The organism is Paenibacillus sp. FSL R5-0749 (assembly GCF_038595085.1).
Lineage (GTDB): Bacteria > Bacillota > Bacilli > Paenibacillales > Paenibacillaceae > Paenibacillus.
Genome location: NZ_CP152005.1, coordinates 223,073 through 245,225 on the forward strand (window position 1 = coordinate 223,073; position 22,153 = coordinate 245,225).

Sequence of the window (22,153 nt, forward strand, 5' to 3'; positions counted from 1 at the left end):
TGTGATTAAACGCCATTATAACCTGCGCACCTTTTGGAATAATTATTGGTCCCTCTGGGTTACCAGTGAAATTCCAAAGGGTGTTTTTAATTGAATTGTATCTAGGCATAGCCTACCTTATCGGGCTATATTAATAACGATAAGAGCATACATCTGTGGAATTCTGGATGGCAAGCAGCATAGCAATGGGGTCATAAGCAGGTTGTTCAGGGGAGGGCGATGTTTAGTGGTGGCTAACTGGTGGTTCGCGCTGATTATTATGGTTGTGGTGAATGGGATTGTAGCCTGGAGTTTATGGACGGGGGAACAAACAAGTAGAAGGGCGAAAAAGTGGTTTTTTATTGTGGCTAATCTTATCGGGCTAGGGCTTGCCATCTCTCAATTTTTCTGGATGGACTTCAACTAGGATGCAGTGGTGGTATGAGAATATAACGTGTAATACATAGAAAATAAGGAAGGGCTGCTCCCATGTCAGATATGACAGGAGGCAGCCCTTCCTTATTGAAGCCAGAAGCATTGTTGCAGTTTTCCGTGTTGTGTAAGTTCTGCTAGTGTCCCGCAGGGATACGGAAAGTTAGAATCTCATACGGTTTGATATCAAAAGAAATCCGACCATTTTCCACGGCGCATTCCGCTTCGTTATTCTCAAGCAAATCACACGCGTACGCCGTGGCACCTGCTCCTTCAGGCAATTGCAGGGAAGCCCGGCTGCGGCGGCCATGTGCTTCATAGAGACGGATGATCATATCATCGTTATTCTCGGCTTTTTTGATAACCTCCAGCACGACATTATCCTGATCAACCGATGCGAGTGACCACAGCCCAGGTAACGTGCCGGTTTGCGATGCAATCTCACGAGCAACCAGCGGACGGTTGAGATCATAAGCAGCCTGGATGACACGTCCTTCGCGGAAATCGCCCTGATGCGGATAGAGCGCGTAGGTGAATACGTGCTGCTCTTTGTCGGCATTTTCATTCGGGTACGTTGCGCTCTTGATCAGTGACAGTCGCATCACCGAGTTATGAATATCATATCCGTATTTGCAATCGTTCAGCAGAGCAGCGCCGTACCCGTTCTCCGCCAGATCGGCCCACTTCTGTCCGCACACTTCGAACCTGGCTTGATCCCAGCTCGTATTACGGTGAGTAGCACGCTCCACATTGCCATACTGGATTTCGTAGACCGCTTTCTCACTCCAGATATCCAGCGGGAAGGCTGCTTTCAGCAGCAAATGCTCCTGTTTCCAATCCACTAACGTGCGGAAATCAATTCGGCGTGTATGCGCGTAGAAGATGATCGTTTGCTCAATGACCGAGTCCAGGAACTGTCGCTTCACTTGAAGCACTGAACGCACCGGCCCACTTTCTACCCATTCCAACGACTGCAGGTCGTTAATCTCCCACATATGCTGTTCATAATAGTCGTCAATGTTCCATGCCTCGTATTCCGCAGGTCGATCCTCGAACACTTGCAGCACATTACCACGCTTGCCAGACTGAAGCAGTTCACGCCCCTCCAGCTTGTCCCATACCGACGTAAATTCGGCACTTTCATTCAGGTGAATATCGTACCAAGGTGTATGGATGTGGCGCTGATTGGCTTCCCACTGTGCAACCGATACGCCCGCGACAAGCTCGTCTGTCAGATCCGGAGTGATTCGGAAGGATTTATACCCGGATGCCGGCACGTTCTCTGCAAGGAACACAAGTCCGCCTTCGGGAGTACGCTGGCTTGGTACAGGGCGATCTCCATCATGGACGGTCACTTTTCTCGCAAAAGCAGGCAGTTCAACCACATCTGTTCGTACGAATCCAGTGGTGTTGAATACGACAATGGCTTCGTCATCAGATGTAATTTGGCTCGCAATGCCGTTCAGTGCGCTGTCTTTCAGCTCATCCGTGACACGCAGCACTTCTTCATATTGCTCTTTGGAATCCACATATACCTGCTCAATGGAGCTGCCCGGCAGAATATCATGGAACTGATTCAGCATCGTCAGCTTCCATGCATGTTCCAGTGCATCGGTTGGATAGGCTGCCTGTGCATCCGCCTGACGATGAATCATGGCATACAGCTCGGCATCGGCCAACGCAAATTCGCTATGACGGTTGTACCGTTTGTTGCGGGCCATGGACGTGTAGGTACCGCGGTGATACTCCAAATACAGCTCACCCGACCAGCGAGGAACGGAAGGCGCATCCACCAGATTTTGCTCCAGCTTCTCGAAAAACTCACGTACAAAGGTACGTTTCACCGCAGGCACACCCGGCAATCCAACATCAAGTCGTCTGCCATGCTCCAGCATCTCTTCGGTTGGTCCACCGCCGCCATCCCCGAATCCGAAACATTGCAGAACATCTGCATTAATGTTTTTGTTCTGGTATCGCTGCCACGTGCCTTTGACTTGGGAGGCGTTGAATCGTCCATTATAAGTCGTTTCGAATCGACGTTGTCTGAAATCGGGATGCTTGTCATAGTCTGTCGCTGTGATGAAATGAGTTAGAACTTCAGAGCCGTCAATACCTCTCCAGTACATCGTGTCATTCGGAATCTGGTTCGTATCATTCCAGGCAATTTTGGTGGTCATAAAATAATCAATGCCACTCTTGCGCATAATCTGCGGCATCGCTGCACTATAACCAAATACATCCGGCAGCCAGAGAACACGGTTCTCCACGCCGAACTCTTCCTTGAAGAAACGTTTCCCGTATATAATCTGACGGATCATGGATTCGCCGGAGATCAGGTTACAATCGGCTTCCAGCCACATCGAACCTTCGGCTTCCCAGCGGCCTTCGGCTACCTTTTCCTTGATTTTTTCATAGAGAGACGGGTAGTCTGCTTTCAGGTACGCATATAATTGGGGTTGCGAGGACATGAACGTGTATTCTGGGAACTTGTCTATGAGATATAATACACTCGCGAAGCTGCGAATGACCTTCTCCCGGGTCTGATCCAATGTCCATAGCCATGCCACATCGATATGCGTGTGTCCGATACAGTGCACGGTTGGGATGTGATCACCCGCAGGGCGAGCTTCACCATAGACATGGTCTTGCAGATATCGACGCGCTTCCAGTACCGAAGCATGGAATTCTGCGCTGTTCTCCTGACGCAAATCTAGTAGATTCACGGCTTTATTCAGATGTTCGACCAAATTCAGCCGCTCCAGATCATCCTCACGCAGCAGATCCGCCGCATCGAGCGCAGCCTTAAGATCGTAATATAAATCCGTGACTGGCTGATGATGCTCAGCAATATATACATTGAGAAAGACATCCGCTGCCGAAGTACTACAGTACGCATATAAAGCCAGTTCGAATTCTTCGCCATTTGCCGCAGCAGGTGTCAGGTCAATTTCCGTATGGTTCACATCCAGACCGCAGATCAGTTCCCCATTGAGGAAAGCCAGGAATTGCGGATTATCATAGTTCCAGATATCATCCGCACCGGTGACGATGGTACATACGACTTTTTTTCCTTCCATATGATCCGGGATGCGAATCCGGGTTTTGAAGCAGCTGTGTACATCTTTACCGCCCCAGCCATCACCCTTACGAAATACGTTCCAGGAGGAAGGGTCTTCATGCACCAGTTCCCAGGAGTGGTAACCACTTTCTTTATGATAAAGCTCCGGTATATATGTCTTTGAGGTCAGTCGCGCACGTTCCAAGTGTTTAACGATGGTATGGATCCGAGTATACAAGGAATTCATTTTCATGTTGGTTTCCCACCTTGGTTTGTAGTAAGTACAGGCTGTAGTCGTCGTTGGAGCAAGTATACTGCAAGCGCTAACATATCAACTCTATCATAACAAAGGGGAAAGGGAGCAAACTACGTAATGTATGCTGAAAAAGACGTCTTTTTATTGCATTTCATGCTAAAATAAAATTAATTAGTATCGGGATAGGAGGCATGTCCATGACAACATCCGTTTTGACATACGAGCAGGGATATGTAATCCATGTCAATCAGCCTGGAGACGAACTCTTTTATCATTTGGACTACGACGAACGCTCCCATGACTTGAATATGGAGTTTCAGCACTTTCATGATTTCTATGAAGTCTGTATTCTTCTGGATCGTACGGCTGCGCATATTATTGAAGGCAGTTTATATGAGATTCAGCCATTGGATATCGTGCTGCTGCGACCTTCTTTGCTGCATAAGACGCAGTATCCGAAAGGTACACCGCCAAAACGCTTGATGATTAATTTTGCGATGCCTCGCCATATGCCCGGACTTGAGAACGGTTACAATGAACTATTCTCCATTTTTGATGAAGAGGTTCCGATTTTCCGCTTCCCGGAAGAACGGCGCAAAGAAATCCTCGCGCCCATCAATGACATTTTTGCCATATCCCAGCAGCGCTCTACGCTTCAACCGGTTGTGATCCATCATAAATTTGTAGAATTTCTGTGTGCCATTCATCGTTACGCGGCAGAGAACGGGTATGTGCGAGAAGAGACAGGATCATCGATGTCCCGGCGCATGTATGCCATTGCATCCTATATTCACAGCCATTATCAGCAGGATTTATCTTTGGAAGAGGTATCCAGGCGGTTTTATGTAAGTGCCCACCACTTGTCCCGCCAATTCAACAGGGTCACTGGTTTTACCTTCACGGAGTATGTGCAGATGACCCGTATTCGAAATGCCCAGCAATTGCTGCTGAATTCGAGTGAAAAAATTACGGATATTGCTGCACAGTGTGGGTTCGCCAGCTTTTCCCAGTTCAATCGCATCTTCAACAAACAGAGCGGTATGTCACCAAGTGCCTATCGACGGAGCAGACCATCGCAGAGCAAACATGAAATGATGCTTGTGGGTGAAAGACACGAGTGACGATGGCGCCTAGCGTGAGATAACAAGCGGAGTGATGGACAGGCTTAAATTGCTAGTTAACGGGCTATTTTTCTGGACAGAAGATTTTTATGAAAATAATAGTTAACGACATGGATAGGATTCAGTCCATATCTTTATGATTTGGCTAGGGACAGACCGCCATCATACATCCGATAGACCTTGTCACAATATTCAAGCATACGCTCATCATGGGTAACCATAATGGCCGCTTTTTGGCGTGATTTCACTTCTTGCGCGATTAGACTAACCACTTCATGGGCTCGTTTGGTGTCCAAACTGGCGGTTGGTTCATCGGCCAAGATGATGTTGGGATTATTCATTAACGAACGCGCAATGGCTGTCCGTTGTTTCTCACCACCGGATAACTCTTCGGGAAAACTTTTTAACTTCGAACCCAGCCCCAGTTCTTCCAGCAGTTTGGTGGCAAATGCCTTATCCTCTTTTTTGACCGTTCCCGCCATTCTTTTTACAACTAACAGTTGATCGAGAACATTTAGATAGGGAACTAGATTGGAAGATTGCATAATAAATCCAACTTCTTGCAGCCGTATAGTAGATAGCTCTTTCTCCGTAAGCTTCGAAATATGATTTCCGTTTAGTTGAATATCTCCTTCGGAGGCTTTCAGCATGGCCCCAGCAATAGACAAGAATGTACTTTTACCAGAACCAGAAGGTCCAACGACAGCAACAAATTCCCCCGGTTCCACGGATATGGATACATGATCGAGCGCGGTGATCCGATTGTTTCCTTCGGCATAATACATGGTGACTTCCCGCATGTGCAATCCCTTACTCATTATTCAACCCTCCCGAGCGCCTTAAGCGGATCAATCTTCGTTATTTTGCGAACAGATACCAGTGAACTTAACATAGCGATAACCAGCAGGATAATAGAATAATTGAAGACAAGACTGGTCTCCAGCTTAAATGGCATTCCTTTTGGCATAATTGCTGCTGTCCCATAAGTCAGCAAGATTCCAACAACAATGCTAGTCAGGGAAAGGACAAACACTTGCGAGATAATGGCTTTTCCCAAGAAACGGTTGCTGGCACCGATCGCTTTCATAATGCCAAACTGGTTGGTCTTTTGCATCGTAATGACATAGAAGAATACCCCGAGTACAAATGCAGAGATCGCGAGCAGAAAGGCAAGCATCATCAGAATCGTTCCGTTCTCTTCTTTGTATCCTGGCATGCCTTGCACAGCTTCCGACCGGGTAACGGTATCCGTACTGGATAACTCTTTATTTATAGCTTCTGGATCAATATTCTCGCCTTGTAACATGATCGCATTAACCGGTCCTTCAATTCCTTTATCTGAACCTGGAGCCGCAAAGGCAATCTTCCGCCATTCAGCCATTGGCGTAAATACGGATGCAACGTGGTTATAAGTCTGATTCTCCACAAATCCGATAATGGTCAATGATTCCGTCGTGCCATCCAGTTGAAAGGTGTCCCCGATATTATAGCCCTCATCTTTTAGGGTCGAATTCACAACTACCCCGGTGGGATTCTCGGAAGACAGGCTTTCACCTTCTACAATTGCTGGCTCCAGGAAGCTTCCTGGGTTAATTCCTATAATCGCTATATCGACTTTATCTTCATTCTTGGTACTCGTTTCTTTCATTGCTGTTGCCATTGAACTACCCATAGGTGATGCAGCATCCACATTAGGAAGTTGTTCCGCCTTCGCCACCACTTGATCTGACAGCAGTGACTTGCTCATGGAAGACTGAGCCCCTTCTTCAAAGATGACATAATCAGCCTTCATGGTCTTGAATGTTGATGCGGCTAGTGTAGACAATCCATTTCCCAGACCGGATAAAATAAATACCAACCATGCCATAAGTACGAAGATAATGATAATCATCAAAAACTTCATTTTACTATGCATTAGCTCCTTCATCGCTAAAAACATGATCTGTTCAACTCCTTTTCTTTTTTTGACACATGTGTCAAATTAGATGCGCGGCCACGCGGTCTTCATCATTAAACGACATAAATGACACTTGTGTCAAATTGAATCCAAGAACAAAGTTAGCTCTTGGCTCCTCCGATCCACATTTGGAACAGTAGCTTTCCCCAATCAGGCGTAGGGATATTCATCATATTAGGCGTATTAATCAAGTTGAAGAATACACCAACAAGTACAGGTAGAGGGATATCTTGCCGGAGGGCCTGATCCTGCTGTGCGCGTTCAAATAAGCGTGATAATTGAATTTTGAGGGTCTGATGTGCTTCCTCAATGAATTCAAGATCTCTCGCTGCCGCAGCAGAATTAGTCGTATTAATTTTGCTGGCATCTCCCAGAAGTTGATGGAGCGTCGATTCTTCTGCGTAGATCAGAAGCAGTTGCTCAAGAGCATCCATGGGATCAGTCTCATCAACGGCCAATGAATTCTCCAACACGGTTGCTATTACACGCTTCATACAAGCAGCAACAATCTCTTCTTTATTAGCGTAATATTGATATATCGTGCTTCGGGCTCCGGAGAGATGCTGTGAGAGCAGCTTGAGGTGAAAACCGTCGTAGCCATGCTCCAGAATTAATTTCTTGGTCGTATCCAGTAGCTCTGTTTCGGTAAAAGATTGTTTTCTTCCCATTGAATCTCTTCCTTTTTCTCATCTATAAAATCTGTATTGTATTCATAATACCTTATATATGTGATGCTTTGGATTTCGCTGATATATATTCAGTTTAGCATAACATAACATAAGCTCCTATGTGAGCTGTTGAACATAGATTCACCCCTGTCCCTGTCAGGGTAAAAATAATCACTTCCCATAATGCTTGTAACTTGTAACAAAGGAGTGAAGATAAATCGTTTATAAAGCAGCACCTTATCTACTTATGTTAGGTATTTTTATCGTCATTTTGGATGGGTTGTGGATCGTGGATGTAGCTGACTCTTATGATCTCTACCCTGGATCAGCATGGGCCCTTTTGGCAATCGGATTATGCATGATGATATTCGCTTATATCATGATTCAGCATAAACGGAAGCAAGAAGCTCCAATGAAGGATGAAGTTCAAGAAATACATGCTGAGAGGGTGCCTGCACAGCAATTCGTGAATCGAATGTGGAAAGACCGAGAGGCTGTAGGCGGCAGACTGATTTTGTCTCTCCTAATCATCCATGCAATTATCGCTGTCTTTCACCTCGGTCTGGCTTTACGTATGGTACAGATCACCATATTCGTGGGCATCATTTGCTTCTCGTTTTTCTACATTATGAATGATGACAGGGGAGACCTGAAGGAGCAAGAGGCGGATTTAAAGCCTGAAAGTCATTTTATGCAAACCTTTATGCGTCTGATTGATTACAGGCAACATCCTTTTAGTCTAGGACTTCTTGTGTTTCTACTCATTGTGCTTACATTCCTGATTTCAAAATGGTTCGGGTGGGAGATCAGCTTTGATACAGGTGGGAATCCGCTCTATGTCATGAGTCTACCGACTTCTGCCGTTATATTATCAGGTCTAGCCTTTGCTTGCGGACTGATTTATATCAATCAGCATTGTGATTTCTTCGGGCTTCGCCAAACAGATCAGGGTGCGTACAGGCTGTTTCAGATTCATTTCTATGAAATTATTGCTTGCGGGGCTTCCTTTTTCATCTGGCTGGGAATTATTATTCTAAGTTGGTTTTTTGCCTAGATGGTTGGGGTTGGATACGGTGGGTGATAAAAATAGCGTATGTTCCCTTGAGATAGGTTGGCGTGGATGACACATACAAAAAGGCAAACCCATGAACTAACAAAGGGTTTGCCTTTTTCTTTCTATTTATCGAATACCAACGATATACCGATACATCTGCAATTGATCTTACGATCACGATCAGACTCACGCATGTACCGGATGAATCTTGGTGTTATCCCTGATCCTTCGGTGCCAGCTCGATGGCGGAGCGGATGGCAGCCAGCATGCTTTTGTCATCGGCGATGTTCTTACCCGCGATGTCGAAGGCTGTACCATGATCGACCGACGTACGAATGATGCCGCCCTTCAGACCAACGGTGATGTTCACGCCTTCCTCGATGCCCATTACCTTAATTGGCGCATGGCCTTGGTCGTGATAGCAAGCTACAACGATATCGAAGTCGCCGCGGCCAGCGCGGAAGAAGAGTGTGTCCGCCGGGAGTGGACCAACAACGTTAATGCCTTCCTGCTGCGCACGCTCAATGCCGGGCTGCAGTTTCTCTTCTTCCTCTCCGTTGCCGAACAGTCCGTTCTCTCCGGCATGAGGATTGATTCCGCATACGGCTACGCGCGGATTCTCAAAGCCTGCTTTTTTCAACGTATCATGGGCAAGCTTCACAACGGTGTAGGTTCTTTCCGGGTTAATACTCGCGATGGCATCAATCAGACCCATGTGTGTCGTCAGGTGAATGACTCTCAGATTAGGCGTCGTCAGCATCATCGAGAAGTCCTGCGTATCCGTCAGGTCCGCCAGAATTTCGGTGTGGCCTGGATATAGGTGCCCTCCTTGATGCAGGGCTTCCTTGTTCAAAGGTGCTGTGCAGATGGAGTGAATCTGGTGTTTTTTGGCCAGATCAATGGCTTTGGCGAGAAACTGGAATGCTGCATCCCCAGCCACGGCAGATACTTTGCCGTATTCCAAGTCCGCAGGGACAAGGTTCAAATCAATCACATCTACAGTACCGAATTCATACTTGGCTTCGGAAGGCTCTTGAATCGCGTTAACGTTCAGACTTGAGCCGATGATCGGCAGTACGCGCTCCAGAATCTTCGCATCACCGATCACGAGTGGGTTGCACTGATCATACATCTCTTGATGACCCAGTGCTTTCATAATAATCTCCGGTCCAATACCTGCTGCGTCGCCCATCGTAATTCCGATTGTAGGTTTCATACGAGAATACCTCCTTTTAATTTTTGAATCGCATGGATAAAGACATCTGGTTTGCCGAATCCGCCTGCCTTGGTAATCACATGCAGATCATCAATGCCTATGAACTTGGAGATCGGCACGCCGATTTCAAGCTCGTCCAGCAGCTCGAAGCCGCTAATATTCCATTTCAGACAGATTTGTTTTGCCGTATCGCCACCAGTCATGGAGACACCCTTGAACAGTCCCTCTTCCAATAGTCTGGCACAGATCTCACCCATTGCGAGTACAATTTCATTGCTAACTTCGGTGTGATTAAGTCCCCGAACTTCGCCCGTGGCACGAGCCAATTCAATATCAATCTGTTCAGCGGTGGAGTAAAGGACGACATCTTGTCCTTCCAGCGCTTTGTCGCGGACCTCGTTATAGACACGTTCCATCTCTTCTGCACGGTCTGCGGTCGCGGATACCGCTTTGAAGGAGTGGAAGGAGACAGAAGCCACGCGGGATTTGCGCAGCAAGCGACTCAACTGCTCGCGCGAATTTTTGTTTACACTGCCCACCACCGTCAGGATTGGACCCGGATTCTCGGGTATGGTTAGCGCGGTAGACTTGGATTCAAGTGCAAAGTGAGCAGGGAGGTAGTTGGCAATACCCGCTGAGCCTGCCCAGGCAAAGGTATAATCCAACTCGCGAGTCATCTGTAGTACCAGCTCCAGATGGCTTTCCTCGGTGGAGTCTACCAGGACGTAAGGAGTATTGTTTTCCTTCAACTGTTTCAGCTTGGCACAAAGATGATGCTGGCCGGCTTCCAGATCGGCGACGGTGATCTCGCCAACTTCGTACTTGGTTTGAAGTTTCAATAAGTCCGGAAGGTAGGAAATCGTTACAGGTGTCTTCGGATCATGGGCAATTTCAGTATCTGCCAGTGGAACGCCATTCAGGTAATGAATTCCGTCCAGAATAGTCCGGTTATTTTTCGGATATCCTGGAGCAATCATCATAAAATCAGGCTTAACTACATCATACACAGCATCAATCTCGATGCCGATATTGCCGCGCATGGTGGAGTCCATCTTTTTGAAAATCGTCTCAAATCCATTATTCGTTAGCAACTCAGCAGCCCGATATACACGTTCATACGCTTCCTGCGGAGATATGGAACGACTATCTGTATCAAAGACGACAGCATCGTATTGTGTAAGAGGTTCTTCATTCATATTAAAAAGAACACTGGTTTTCAAGCCATGGCGGGCAAGCTGCACCCCGCTGTCATTGGCACCGGTCAAATCATCTGCAATAATGGCTAATTTCATGCAGTCATCCCTCCTTGTAAGCACAATTTTATAAAAAGTCCGTTCGGATTAGATTGTCAATTAAATTCATCAGATCAGATCAAAATCATTTATGTGGTTGGTCGTTGATTGTATTTCTCGACGCCACCTGATTTCTCCAGTCGTTTGGAGAGGAACCCGATGAAGATCGGTAACAGGATAGCTGTCGTTACAACGCTCGCCGCAATTTGCACCGTAGCAATCTCCGCAATCGGGCCAAATGAAGCATTAGCAGCCACGATGGCAGCAGGTGTACCTACCGCATTGCCGGCTGTTGAACCTTCGGAAGCACCAACAATCGGGTTCCAGCCAATGGCTTTGAACAAGAAGTATCCGATTCCGCCTGTGAGAAGCACGGTTAGAACACCAAGCAGAATGCCACCTAGACCACCTTGGATGATGGAGGAGAAGTTGATTCCCATACCCAGGGAGAATGCAAAGAACGGAACAAGTTTGTCACTGCCTTTGTAAAGCCAATCCCCCAGATTACGGTCCAGATTACCAATAATGACACCAACGATGAGTGGAAGCAATACAGCAACGAATGCCATCGGGGAGAACATGCCGTTCGCAAAGCCCATTGCACCAAAGATCGAGAGCGCTACCATGGTCAGGAATGGACCATCACTGAGCGCGAGGAAAGGGTAAGCTGCCTTGTCATCTTCTTTACCGTATTGACCAGCGAGTGCGATGTAAAGACCACCGTTAGAGTTGGTCATCGCAGCGATAATGGCAAGTGGGGCCAGACCCAGGAATAAACCGCTTGAATCCGCAAACAAAATAGCGATAAAACCAAGGCCTGCACCAATCACCCATTTGAACGTAAGCAAGGTCAAACCTTTGCCGACAGATGAACCTGCCGTTTTGAACGTAATCTGTGTACCGGCAATTAACAGGAACAGCGCAATCAGCGTACTGGCACTATTAACGAAGAGAGCTTCCGTGAATCCACCAATGCGCAGAGCATTCGGGAAGAATGTATTGATCGTTGCACCAAGCAGCAGGGGGACAACCATCATACCGCCAGGGATGCGATCTAAAGTTGCTTTAATGTTCATAGTAGTTAGCTCCTTATGAAGTAATCGTTTTTATGAAGCGCTTGCAGGGATTATATTATCCCATATCGTTTAATATAGCAACAATAAATTATTGTAAATTTTAAATAAGTATTATAGTGTTTAAAAATGCAACACAACAAGGCGATAAAAAAGACGCAAACTTAAAGTTAATCTTTAAGTTTACGCCATAATGTGGCCCGGTTAATCCCCAGACGCTCCGCAGCCTTCGATTGATTGTTGTTTTCCTCCTGAAGCACAATCTGAATCACTTCTTTTTCGATCTCCTTCAACGTACCGTTCAACTTCATTGGACTTGAAGAAGGTTGCTGATCCAGCAAGCGGGATAAGGTAGCGGTGGAGATGACATACTCCTGCTCATTGAGTGTAGCCTGCTTGATCAGATGTTTCAATTGGTTGACATTCATATGTGTGACCTGTTCTTGGATCAGCTGCAGTGCATCTTCTTTTATTCTAACCGCAGTAGTTCCGTACTTCTGGTAATATCCCGTAAGAAAATGCTGCATCAGTGGGGCCAGATCTTCTGGTCTATCCGCAAGATTTGGCATCATGATCGTATTAAGCTCCAGATCGAGTGACCAATGTGGGTTCAATGCCTGCTCCCCGAGTATAAACACCCCAATCCGGTTATGAAGGCAGCTCTGGATAAAGGAGAGCAACTCCGGATCTTCCATACGTGTCTCCATGTGGTTAATCTCTACATTTCGAACCTTGGCGAGTGGTATCTTGTGCAAATGACCGGAAGGCACTTGTGAGAGATCGATCTGTAATAACAGTCCGCCGGCAGAGTACATCTGATGAATATGTTTGACTAGAAAAGATTTACCGGAATCCGCTTCACCTAGCAGATAGATCGGTTCATGATTCTCGTAAAGTGCCCGAATGTTCTTTAATACCGCCTGCATGGCAGGGGATTCGGCAACGATAGGCTCCATCGATGCGTCCGTGAACGTTGTTATGCCGAATTGTGCAAAGGCATAGGGTTGTCCTTTTTCCAGCATGTATACCTTGTAGTTCTTGTTGTCCAGGGTCGTTTCATAGGCGTTAACCGTGAGCTGGTAATCGTCCACCATGAACACATTTTGGACCTGGGATTGGTGGAATTCCAGACTCGTGTTGGTCAGATACATGTGATTTTCGGTCAGCGGATTGTTCTCAAAGTCGGTCAGGTTCTCGAATACGACTTCATTCCGTTCATTTAAAATAAGCAAATTCGGATGTTCCCGTGTAACCAGGTCATTCAGTATGATCGATATCGCATGATTTTTGCTCAAATAACGGTAGACCAACTGCGCATCTGCCATTGCTCTAAGGATGGATTCCTGACCGGATTGGATTAACAATCCCTCCAGACCATAGGTCTTCGCGGTGTTGACGGTGATCACATCCCCGACAATCTGGCGGTACCCAGAAGCTTTCAATTCCAAGAGCAATCGTGCCACATCTTCCGAGCTATGTATGGTATAGACCTTGAGAGGCAGATCCATCAGATCAATGATCGATTGTGCACCAGAGGTGATGTTGGAGAAACCAACGATCGCTGTCTGACCGTTAAACTGGCTTGCCAGGGTAAGTGAACGAATCATATCATAACCCGATAACTGCACATCAATGACGGGAATAGTTACTGCTTTTTTAATCAATTGGGCGGTACCGCCGCGGCTAATGATAATCTCTGCCCCATTTTTCTCAGCTTGGATTGCTAGCTCAACGCCTTTCGCCAAGTCGCCCACGTCTGTCTGAATGGTTAACTGGGGAAAACGGGGAATGCACTCTTGTATAATAGGAATCATCGATTCGTAGGGAGCAATAAAGTGAACTCGTGTACGCATAATTTTCCTGCCTTTATCGAAAACTTTGATCCCCTTATTATAGCCAACTTGCGAAGGAATGGCACCTATGGGCGAGAATCAACACGGCTACATCCGAAAAATGGATATGGATATGGCTTAACTCACCAAGTGAAATGTGATGAAGTGCACTGAATCGAATCCTTAACTATTTCAAAATTAATGGATCATTGCACACGCTAAGTATAAAGAAATGAGGAGTTTTATATGGGAGACATTCGTAAAGTGGCTGAGCCAGATCACATCATTAAGGATGTTGTCGCAAAGTTCCCGTGCAGAGTCCTGTGGAGTGAAGGCCGTCCATGTCTGGAGTATCAACGTGAAGAGGATTTAGCCCAGATCGAGGAATACATTCGTACAGTGTACAATGTTGAGCTGTTGGATGTGTTTTTCACCGCGGTGGAGAGCCTTCCGGTGGAGCTATAGATCGGTCAAGTATGATGATTTAGGCAAAGGGTTAAAGCGCCATACACCTTCCAAAATACATGGTAAAATAAATAGAAATGTTTATTATTTTGGGGGGAGCTCATGAGAATTGTGTTGAAGAGATTTGGGTATGGCGCCTTGGCAACATTAGGTATCATATTATTGTTCATTATAATTAGTTACACGAATCATACGATTAAACTCAGGAGTGAGTTGGCTATTCTGTTGCTACCAGGTGTAAAAGTTAACGTAAATAATCACCAGATGCACGTCTATACCGAAGGCGCTGGATCACAAACGTTGGTCTTTCTGTCGGGTGGTGGCACATCCGCACCTGTATTGGATTTTAAGGCGCTCTACTCCAGATTGTCGGAACAATACAAAATTGCTGTGATTGAGAAGGCGGGCTACGGCTTCAGTGAAACGGCGAAGGTGTCCCGTGATATAGATACGATATTGGAAGAAACCAGAACAGCTCTGACTTTGTCGGGTCAGAATCCACCGTATGTTTTGTTTCCACATTCCATGTCAGGCATTGAAGCCCTATATTGGGCACAACGGTATCCAAACGAAGTGAAGGCGATCATTGGATTGGATCCTACCATTCCAGAAGTATATGAAGCATATCCTTTGCCCTCGAGCGGTATGATGAGCGTTACAAGTTTGGGAGCACGAATGGGGATTACGCGCTTTTTCCCTGGGATTGTGGATTCATCCGCTGCAATTAAGGAGAATCATCTGTCTACTCAGGAAGAGGTAATGTATCGGGCATTGTTCTACAAGAACACCCAGACATCGAACATGAATGAAGAAGTTAGAATGATTAAACAGAATGCAGCAAAGGTTGCAAAGCTAGGAATTCCAGATGTACCGATGTATTTCTTTATATCTAATGGAAAAGAGTTGCCCGTTGAGAATTGGCAAACGTACTTAATAAGTTATATCGAGTCTGTAAAAATGGGACAATATCAGATTCTAGATAGCAATCATTATATACATAATACAGATCCAGATCGGATCGCAGAGGAGAGCATGAAATTCATTAATGAACTGTGAGTAGGGAAGAAGAGAGTTAGGAGAAAGTTTTCGGATCGTGAGACGACACTACAGGTGCTCGTCTTTTCTTATTTTGCGCTATGATCGTGTGAATTTGGATCGTATGGACTCCACTTGCCATCGTGAAATGTGAAACGTATGTGGGCGTATTCATGTATTATAGTATACATATGAACTTTTCGGAGGAGGAACACGTAATGGGAATCTTATCGAGGTTTAGAGACGTGATGAAAGCGAATGTGAACCACATGCTGTCTCGGGCAGAAGACCCGGAGAAGAGCGTGAATGAGTATATGCGCAACCTGAGCAGTGATCTGGGGCAGGTGAAGGCCGAGACGACGGCGGTGTTGTCGGATGAGAGCCGGGCGAAGCGAGCACTGGATGAGTGCAGCGCCGAGGTCAAGAAGTTACAGCGGTACGCAGAGAAATCGGCGGAGTCCGGAGACGAAGACAAGGCACGTAATTTTCTGGAGAAGAAAGTGAAGCTGGCTGACAAATTAAACGAATTACAGGCTGCCTATGAACGTGCTTCCGCCAAAGCCAAGATGATGAAGCATATGAACGATAAGCTGGTTGCCGATCTGGGGCAACTGGAAGCGCGGCATGCCGAACTGAAAGGACGCATGGCAGATGCGAAGGCGCAGCAACAGACCAATGAACGGAATGCATCTGCGGGCAAGGCTGATGCCGCATTGAAGGCCATGGAAGACAAGGCCAACCAGGCATTGAACGAAGCAGAAGCGTTGGCAGAACTGCGTGCTGGAGCACAGGAAGATGATCTGGACGAATTAATCGCCCAGCTTGAGAGGGACATGAACGCAGATGCGGGTAATAATGAACATGCTTCGCCAAGTGCGGATGAAGAACTCGCAGCGATTCAGGAGAAGCTGAAGAATAAATAATACGTTACACCATTTCGTTAACATTGAGGTGAGCAGATGCCGGTTATTGAATATAAATGTCCCAACTGCGGCAGTGGTATGATCTTTGACAGTGTGTCAGGTGCACTATCCTGTCCCAGCTGCGGCCGCCAGGACAACATAGAGCAGATCCCCGATCCATTGAAGAGACAGGTATTCACCGAAGATGAGGTCAAGGAATACCACTGTAACAGCTGCGGAGCTGACATTGTGACAGAGCCGGAGACGAGTGCGACGACATGCAGTTTCTGCGGTGCAGCGGTTGTACTCAGTGATCGGCTGACGGGCAATCTGGCCCCCGCGATGGTGATTCCCTTTTCGATCAACAAGGATCAAGCCAAACAGGCTTTCAAAAAGTGGTGCAAAAACGGCCTATTAACGCCAAGTGGCTTCATGTCCGCCGATCGAATTCAGAGCATTACCGGCATGTACGTACCGTTCTGGTTGTATGAGTTACATAACAAGATCGAAGTGCATGGCCGTGGCACCAAGGTCAGATCCTACACCCAGGGCGACTACCATTACACGGAAACACAGCATTTCGATATATATCGCCGAATTCGGCTGAATTACGTGAATCTGCCCATCGATGCATCGGAGAAAATGAAGGATGAACTGATGGATAAGCTGGAGCCTTTTCCATATAATCAGCTGAAATCGTTCAAGACCCCGTATCTGGCGGGGTATATTGCGGAAAAATATAGCTATACGGACGAGGAACTTTTTCCACGGGCCAAGGATAAGACGAGATCTTACATTGATTCTTATATTGCCTCAACCGTATCTGGTTATAGCAGCGTGAGCTATACAGATAAACAGATTGATACCACGCTCAAACATGCGGACTATGTGCTGCTCCCGGTGTGGATGGTCAACTATGACTACAATCGGGCACAGTATACCTTTGCCATGAATGGACAGACAGGTAAAGTGGTCGGTAAACCGCCGATCAGCAAAGCCAAAGTGGCTGGATGGTTCGCAGGAGTATCTGCCGTCTCGTTGCTGTCACTGAAGCTGGTTTCCTGGATGATGGGAGGTGGATTCTTATGAGAAAAAGAACCCCTCTGGTTGTCGTGATGGCTACACTCATTTTACTAATGGTAACGCTTGTCGCTCCGTTGGTTCCCATGTCATCGGCATCCGCAGCGGAGAGCAAAAATCTCATCTACGATGAGGCCAACCTGCTAAGTGAGCAGGATAAGGTTGAGCTGAATGCACTTGCGAATCAGTATGGCGCGGAACGGCAGACGGACTTTGTTATTTTGACAACAAATAATATAGAGAATCAGGATGTTGTGCTTTTAACAGAAGATTTTTATGATAAGCAGGGGCTAGGGTACGATAAGAAATTTGGTAATGCTGTCATATTGACGATGGATATGAATAATCGCGAAGTGTACCTGGCTGGATTTTATAAGGCAAAAGAATATCTGAGTGATCAGCGGCTGGATTCTATCCGTAACCGGATTACCTCTGAATTGTCCAGTGGGGATTATAAACTTGCATTTGAGAAATATATTGAGCTCTCATACAAATATATGGGGTATGAACCTGGTGTGAATCCGAACAATATTTTGTTTAACGGATGGTTTCAGTTAGGAGTCTCGGTCGTTCTTGGGGGGATTGTTGTTGGTATTATGACCTATCGTTCCGGCGGACGTGTCACAGTCAATCGTGCGACTTATGAGGATTCAAGCAATTCCAGTGTAATAGATCGTCAGGATCGTTATATCCGTACAACCGTAACCAAGCGCAAAATCGAGAAGAACAATAACAATGGTGGCGGCGGAGGCGGTACATCGCGAGGTGGCCACTCACATAGTGGAAGTAGAGGATCATTTTAATAACTACTTAGTATACGGATTTTCTAATAGAAGGGATGGGAACAAGTATGGGATTTTTCAGAAATCAGTTTTCGAATGTGGTGGAATGGGAAGAGTTTAGAGATGACATGATATTTTGGAAGTGGAGCAACCGGGAGATCAAGAAGGGGAGTAAACTTATCATCCGTTCTGGTCAGGACGCCATTTTCCTGAATAACGGTAAAGTGGAAGGGATTTTTGAGGACGAAGGATCATTTAATATCGATTCCGAGATCATTCCGTTTCTTTCTACCTTAAAAGGGTTCAAGTTCGGATTCAACAGCGGTATGCGGGTGGAGGTATTGTTTGTAAATACCAAAGAGTTTACCGTGCGCTGGGGCACGCAAAGTCCGGTATTAATTCCGACACCACAACTCCCGGGTGGAATGCCGATTCGGGCCAACGGTACGTTTAACTTCAAAGTGAGTGACTATGTGACCTTGATTGATAAGATTGCAGGCATCAAGCAGAGCTATTTGGTCGAGGATGTCAAAATCCGAATCACTTCCGTGCTGGATCAGCTTCTAATGAAGTGGATTAGCCGTGAAGGGAAGGATATGTTTAACCTGCAGGCCAATGCATCGGATATTGCCAAAGGGATTCAGGAAGATCTGGATATGCAGATGATGGACATCGGCATTGGGATTACCGGTTTCCAGGTAATGAGCTTCAATTATCCAAAAGAGATTCAGGATATGATTACGAAGACCGCTTCGCATGAGATGATTGGTAATCTGCAAAAGTATCAGCAGGTCAGCATGACAGACGGTATCTCATCCGGTAAAGTACAGGGCGGCGGCGCGGCCTCGGATATGGCAGGCATGATGATGGGTATGAACATGGCCAATGAAATGATGAAGAACATGAACCAGAACCAGAACCAGAACAACAATAATGCCAATTCGTCTCAGAATCAGAACGCGGACCAGAAGCCAGCGGGCAATAGCAACGGTGATGCAGGTAACTCTCCATCTACAGAGGGCAACAAGAAGCCTAACTTCTGTCCGAACTGTGGAGCTAAGAATGAAGGAGCCAATTTCTGTCCAAACTGTGGTCAAAAGCTGGGTTAATAAAATAAACACAGGTAGGGGTTAGGTTCGCAGGAAGTGAAATTACTGCGGAGCTAGCCCTTTTTTTTGGATGCATAGTTATTACAACAGGGTGATGAGCGGCAAGCCAATTTATTTATTGTAGTTTAGATAAAACAGTTGACAACTAATAACAAATCATTTATCTTTAAATTAAGATATTTAATTTGAGTATAAAAACCAACACAAACAAATATCTTTAATCCATTACATGAGGAGCGATCAAGATGATGATCCCAACATTGACCAGAATTAATGAACTTGCAAGAAAAGCCAAAGAGGGCGGATTGACGGAGATGGAGAAAGAGGAACAGGTTAATCTTCGCCAGGAATATCTGCAAACTTTTCGCGGTTCGGTCAACGACATTCTCTTGAATGCAACCATCTATGATCCGAACGGCGATGACGTGACTCCTGATAAATTGAAACAAGAACAGGCCAATCAAAATAACAAATAGAAATCATTCACCAGACTATATATCTTAATTTAAAGATAATACAAACTTACTATAAATGAATCAACGATCTAAACTATCTCATTTATCAAATGATCTCTGACACCTAGCAGATTCCAAACATGCTTACCAAACCAAGGAGGAATTAATCATGACTATTCAAACAGCAGGTATCCACCATATTACAGCTTTCGCAGGAGATCCACAGGCCAACGTTGACTTTTATGCCGGAGTTCTGGGACTGCGTCTCGTGAAAAAAACAATCAATTTCGATGCACCTGATGTATACCACCTGTATTTTGGAGACGAACATGGAAGCCCAGGTACCATCATTACCTTCTTCCCATCCGCTGGATCACCACGGGGCAAAATTGGCGGAGGACAGGTCGGTATCACTTCCTATGTCATTCCTCCTGGGTCGATTGGCTTCTGGCAGAACCGGCTGGAACAGTATAACATTGAGGTAACTCAGACAACTCGCTTCAATGAAGAGCTGCTTCAATTCGAAGATAGTGAAGGCCTGCGGCTTGAGCTTGTTGAACGGGAAGAGGGAGCAACCAGCACTTGGGCACACGAAGGAATTCCAACAGATAAAGCCATCAAAGGCTTTGGCGGTGCTGTCCTGTTCAGTGTAAACCCGCAGAGAACGATGGATGCGCTTGAGAAAATTTTGGGATTTGTCAAAGTGGGTGAAAATGAAGAGTATGCCCGTTTCCGGTCGAGTGGAGACATCGGTAATGTTGTGGATGTTCCGGTGACCCGTATACCTCTGGGCATGGGTGGAGCTGGAACGGTGCATCATATTGCATGGCGCGCCACTGATGACGTGGAGCATGCACAGTGGAGTGAAGCTGTACGTGATTACGGGTATCAACCGACTCCAGTTCGGGATCGTCAGTACTTTAACGCGATCTACTTCAGAGAAGCTGGCGGTATCCTGTTCGAGATTGCTACCGATCCTCCGGGCTTTGCCAAAGATGAACCTGCAGATTCGCTCGGACAAAAATTGATGCTGCCAGAGTGGTTCGAGAAATACCGCGCTCAAATCGAGGACAATCTGCAACCAATCGTGGTAAGAACACTCGAACCTGCTACAACTGCGAAATAAGAAGAGTTCTATTACTATAAAATCTAAGGAGCAACGAAGGATGATGGAGAAAAAGGTTACATGGCTGGAGCTGTTTTACGATCTGCTCTTCGTAGCTGCGGTCTCCAAGGCGGGTCATGTCTTGTTACATGCCGAACACGGAGTAATTACGTTTGAATACTTAATGAAGTTTGTGCTTATTTTCATCCCTGTTTGGTGGGCATGGGTTGGTCAGACCTTGTTTATTAACCGCTATGGTCAAGACATCCTGATTCATAGAATATTTCTCATCCTTCAACTCCTGTCCGTGATGGTCATGACGGCGAGCCTGTCTACCCATTTTGACCAATACTACCTGTCCTTCTTCGTGGGTTATATCGGTTCACGGGCGTTTACGGCGATACAGTATCTGACGGTTCACAAGTCGAAAAGTGAGCATCAACAGCAAGCCGCCCGGTACTTGGGCACATGTTTCCTCATTGGTATATTGATCTCATCAGGTTCACTATTCTTCGATTCCTGGCTGCGCTACTTGATTTTGTATGCAGGAATTGCAGTGGACATTGTGCTTCCGTTGATCGGACGTAAAAATCTGGTGAAAGTACCTGTTCAGACTCATCATTTGTTGGAACGTTTTGCGTTATTTACACTCATCCTGCTGGGTGAATCGGTAGTTAGTATTATCGCTGTGCTGCAAGCCGATCATTGGGATATGAAATCTATCCTGTTTGCCGCATTTACGTCCATCTTTGTCATTGCGATATGGTGGCAGTACTTTGACAACGTGGAGAAAAAGGTCAGCAAAGAGATTCAGACTGCCGGACAAGCGATCATATACGGCCATCTGTTCATCTACATCTCCATGAGTATGATCGCTGCTTCAATTCAGCTGTTATATCAGAACCAGTTAAACTATGTGTTCATGCTAGGGTTTGTGTTTGGATCGGCGCTACTGTATTTCTTGTCGACCTCACTTGTGTTCCATCGTTATAGACACGCACATCTGCGACTGGGTCCGCGTCATCTGGCGTTCATGGTAGGGTTACTGGTGGCATTTGTCCTTGTGGATCTGGTCTACCGGGTTCCGGGTTATGTCATCATGGGCGAAGACATGTTATTCTTCCTGGTGTATGCGAAACTTACGACTTGATACGAGTCATCTCAACTGAAGAAAAGTCACGGACAACAGGCGTCCGTGGCTTTTTGTTATGCAGCAAATTCCGGGCAAGACTTAATAATATAAATAAAGCACAAATCTAATTTAATTTCTTCTATGGAATCT

At 46.1% G+C, this 22,153-nt stretch carries 20 protein-coding genes; 12 read left to right on the forward strand and 8 right to left on the reverse strand.

Features of this window, described 5'->3' with window-relative positions; translation table 11 throughout:
• Positions 1–226: 226 nt before the first annotated feature.
• On the forward strand, positions 227–406 hold the full coding sequence (locus MKY85_RS01050) for a hypothetical protein (RefSeq protein ID WP_342571575.1): 180 nt from the start codon (positions 227–229) through the stop codon (positions 404–406).
• 142 nt (positions 407–548) lie between these two features.
• On the opposite strand, the gene MKY85_RS01055 is transcribed toward MKY85_RS01050, so the two are convergent.
• A complete protein-coding gene (locus tag MKY85_RS01055; protein ID WP_342571576.1) occupies positions 549–3,722 on the reverse strand; it encodes an alpha-mannosidase in 3,174 nt (1,057 codons plus the stop codon).
• Between the two features lie 200 nt (positions 3,723–3,922).
• Here MKY85_RS01055 and MKY85_RS01060 point away from each other — a divergent pair, with 200 nt between their 5' ends.
• Positions 3,923–4,846 (forward strand): AraC family transcriptional regulator, encoded by a 924-nt coding sequence (locus MKY85_RS01060; RefSeq protein ID WP_339258275.1) that lies wholly within the window; start codon positions 3,923–3,925, stop codon positions 4,844–4,846.
• A gap of 134 nt (positions 4,847–4,980) precedes the next feature.
• Here MKY85_RS01060 and MKY85_RS01065 read toward each other — a convergent pair whose 3' ends face one another.
• The 3 genes from MKY85_RS01065 to MKY85_RS01075 all read right to left on the reverse strand — a co-directional run bounded on the left by MKY85_RS01065 (position 4,981) and on the right by MKY85_RS01075 (position 7,471).
• Positions 4,981–5,664: an ABC transporter ATP-binding protein gene (locus MKY85_RS01065; RefSeq protein ID WP_342571577.1), complete on the reverse strand. Its 684-nt coding sequence runs from the start codon at positions 5,662–5,664 to the stop codon at positions 4,981–4,983.
• Positions 5,664–6,785 carry an ABC transporter permease gene (locus MKY85_RS01070; RefSeq protein ID WP_342571578.1) on the reverse strand — a complete coding sequence of 374 codons (1,122 nt, stop codon included), beginning with the start codon at positions 6,783–6,785 and terminating at the stop codon, positions 5,664–5,666. The genes MKY85_RS01065 and MKY85_RS01070 overlap by 1 nt, the downstream gene beginning before the upstream one ends.
• Positions 6,786–6,904: 119 nt before the next feature.
• A complete protein-coding gene (locus tag MKY85_RS01075; RefSeq protein WP_192136206.1) occupies positions 6,905–7,471 on the reverse strand; it encodes a TetR/AcrR family transcriptional regulator in 567 nt (188 codons plus the stop codon).
• Between the two features lie 247 nt (positions 7,472–7,718).
• Here MKY85_RS01075 and MKY85_RS01080 point away from each other — a divergent pair, with 247 nt between their 5' ends.
• The gene (locus MKY85_RS01080; RefSeq protein WP_342571579.1) at positions 7,719–8,525 is read left to right on the forward strand and encodes a hypothetical protein; all 807 of its coding nucleotides are present in this window, start codon (positions 7,719–7,721) and stop codon (positions 8,523–8,525) included.
• 214 nt (positions 8,526–8,739) lie between these two features.
• Here MKY85_RS01080 and pdxA read toward each other — a convergent pair whose 3' ends face one another.
• From pdxA to MKY85_RS01100, 4 genes are all read right to left on the reverse strand, one after another.
• Complete coding sequence (gene pdxA, locus MKY85_RS01085) at positions 8,740–9,741, reverse strand: 4-hydroxythreonine-4-phosphate dehydrogenase PdxA (protein ID WP_192136204.1); 1,002 nt, start codon at positions 9,739–9,741, stop codon at positions 8,740–8,742.
• Positions 9,738–11,033: a four-carbon acid sugar kinase family protein gene (locus tag MKY85_RS01090; protein ID WP_339239050.1), complete on the reverse strand. Its 1,296-nt coding sequence runs from the start codon at positions 11,031–11,033 to the stop codon at positions 9,738–9,740. Before MKY85_RS01090 ends, pdxA begins: the two co-directional genes overlap by 4 nt.
• A gap of 89 nt (positions 11,034–11,122) precedes the next feature.
• Entirely contained in the window at positions 11,123–12,109 is a 987-nt protein-coding gene (locus MKY85_RS01095; protein ID WP_339239051.1) for a 2-keto-3-deoxygluconate permease, read from the reverse strand.
• Between the two features lie 167 nt (positions 12,110–12,276).
• Positions 12,277–13,959 (reverse strand): PrpR N-terminal domain-containing protein, encoded by a 1,683-nt coding sequence (locus MKY85_RS01100; protein ID WP_342571580.1) that lies wholly within the window; start codon positions 13,957–13,959, stop codon positions 12,277–12,279.
• Positions 13,960–14,184: 225 nt separating this feature from the next.
• On the opposite strand from MKY85_RS01100, the gene MKY85_RS01105 reads away from it, so the two are divergent.
• The 9 genes from MKY85_RS01105 (at position 14,185) to MKY85_RS01145 (ending at position 22,021) form a co-directional block, all read left to right on the forward strand.
• Positions 14,185–14,403, forward strand: coding sequence for a hypothetical protein (locus tag MKY85_RS01105; protein ID WP_342571581.1), 219 nt, complete (start codon positions 14,185–14,187; stop codon positions 14,401–14,403).
• A 102-nt stretch (positions 14,404–14,505) separates the two neighbouring features.
• Positions 14,506–15,459, forward strand: coding sequence for an alpha/beta hydrolase (locus tag MKY85_RS01110; RefSeq protein WP_342571582.1), 954 nt, complete (start codon positions 14,506–14,508; stop codon positions 15,457–15,459).
• 197 nt (positions 15,460–15,656) lie between these two features.
• On the forward strand, positions 15,657–16,361 hold the full coding sequence (locus tag MKY85_RS01115) for a PspA/IM30 family protein (RefSeq protein WP_339258287.1): 705 nt from the start codon (positions 15,657–15,659) through the stop codon (positions 16,359–16,361).
• A gap of 36 nt (positions 16,362–16,397) precedes the next feature.
• A complete protein-coding gene (locus tag MKY85_RS01120; protein WP_342571583.1) occupies positions 16,398–17,429 on the forward strand; it encodes a TFIIB-type zinc ribbon-containing protein in 1,032 nt (343 codons plus the stop codon).
• Positions 17,426–18,223: a TPM domain-containing protein gene (locus MKY85_RS01125; RefSeq protein WP_342571584.1), complete on the forward strand. Its 798-nt coding sequence runs from the start codon at positions 17,426–17,428 to the stop codon at positions 18,221–18,223. Before MKY85_RS01120 ends, MKY85_RS01125 begins: the two co-directional genes overlap by 4 nt.
• A 47-nt stretch (positions 18,224–18,270) precedes the next feature.
• Positions 18,271–19,311 carry an SPFH domain-containing protein gene (locus MKY85_RS01130; protein ID WP_339258291.1) on the forward strand — a complete coding sequence of 347 codons (1,041 nt, stop codon included), beginning with the start codon at positions 18,271–18,273 and terminating at the stop codon, positions 19,309–19,311.
• A 248-nt stretch (positions 19,312–19,559) separates the two neighbouring features.
• Positions 19,560–19,787: a DUF896 domain-containing protein gene (locus MKY85_RS01135; protein ID WP_339242865.1), complete on the forward strand. Its 228-nt coding sequence runs from the start codon at positions 19,560–19,562 to the stop codon at positions 19,785–19,787.
• A 148-nt stretch (positions 19,788–19,935) separates the two neighbouring features.
• Positions 19,936–20,892 carry a ring-cleaving dioxygenase gene (locus MKY85_RS01140; RefSeq protein WP_339239059.1) on the forward strand — a complete coding sequence of 319 codons (957 nt, stop codon included), beginning with the start codon at positions 19,936–19,938 and terminating at the stop codon, positions 20,890–20,892.
• Positions 20,893–20,932: 40 nt separating this feature from the next.
• Positions 20,933–22,021, forward strand: coding sequence for a low temperature requirement protein A (locus MKY85_RS01145; protein ID WP_339239061.1), 1,089 nt, complete (start codon positions 20,933–20,935; stop codon positions 22,019–22,021).
• Positions 22,022–22,153: the final 132 nt, after the last annotated feature.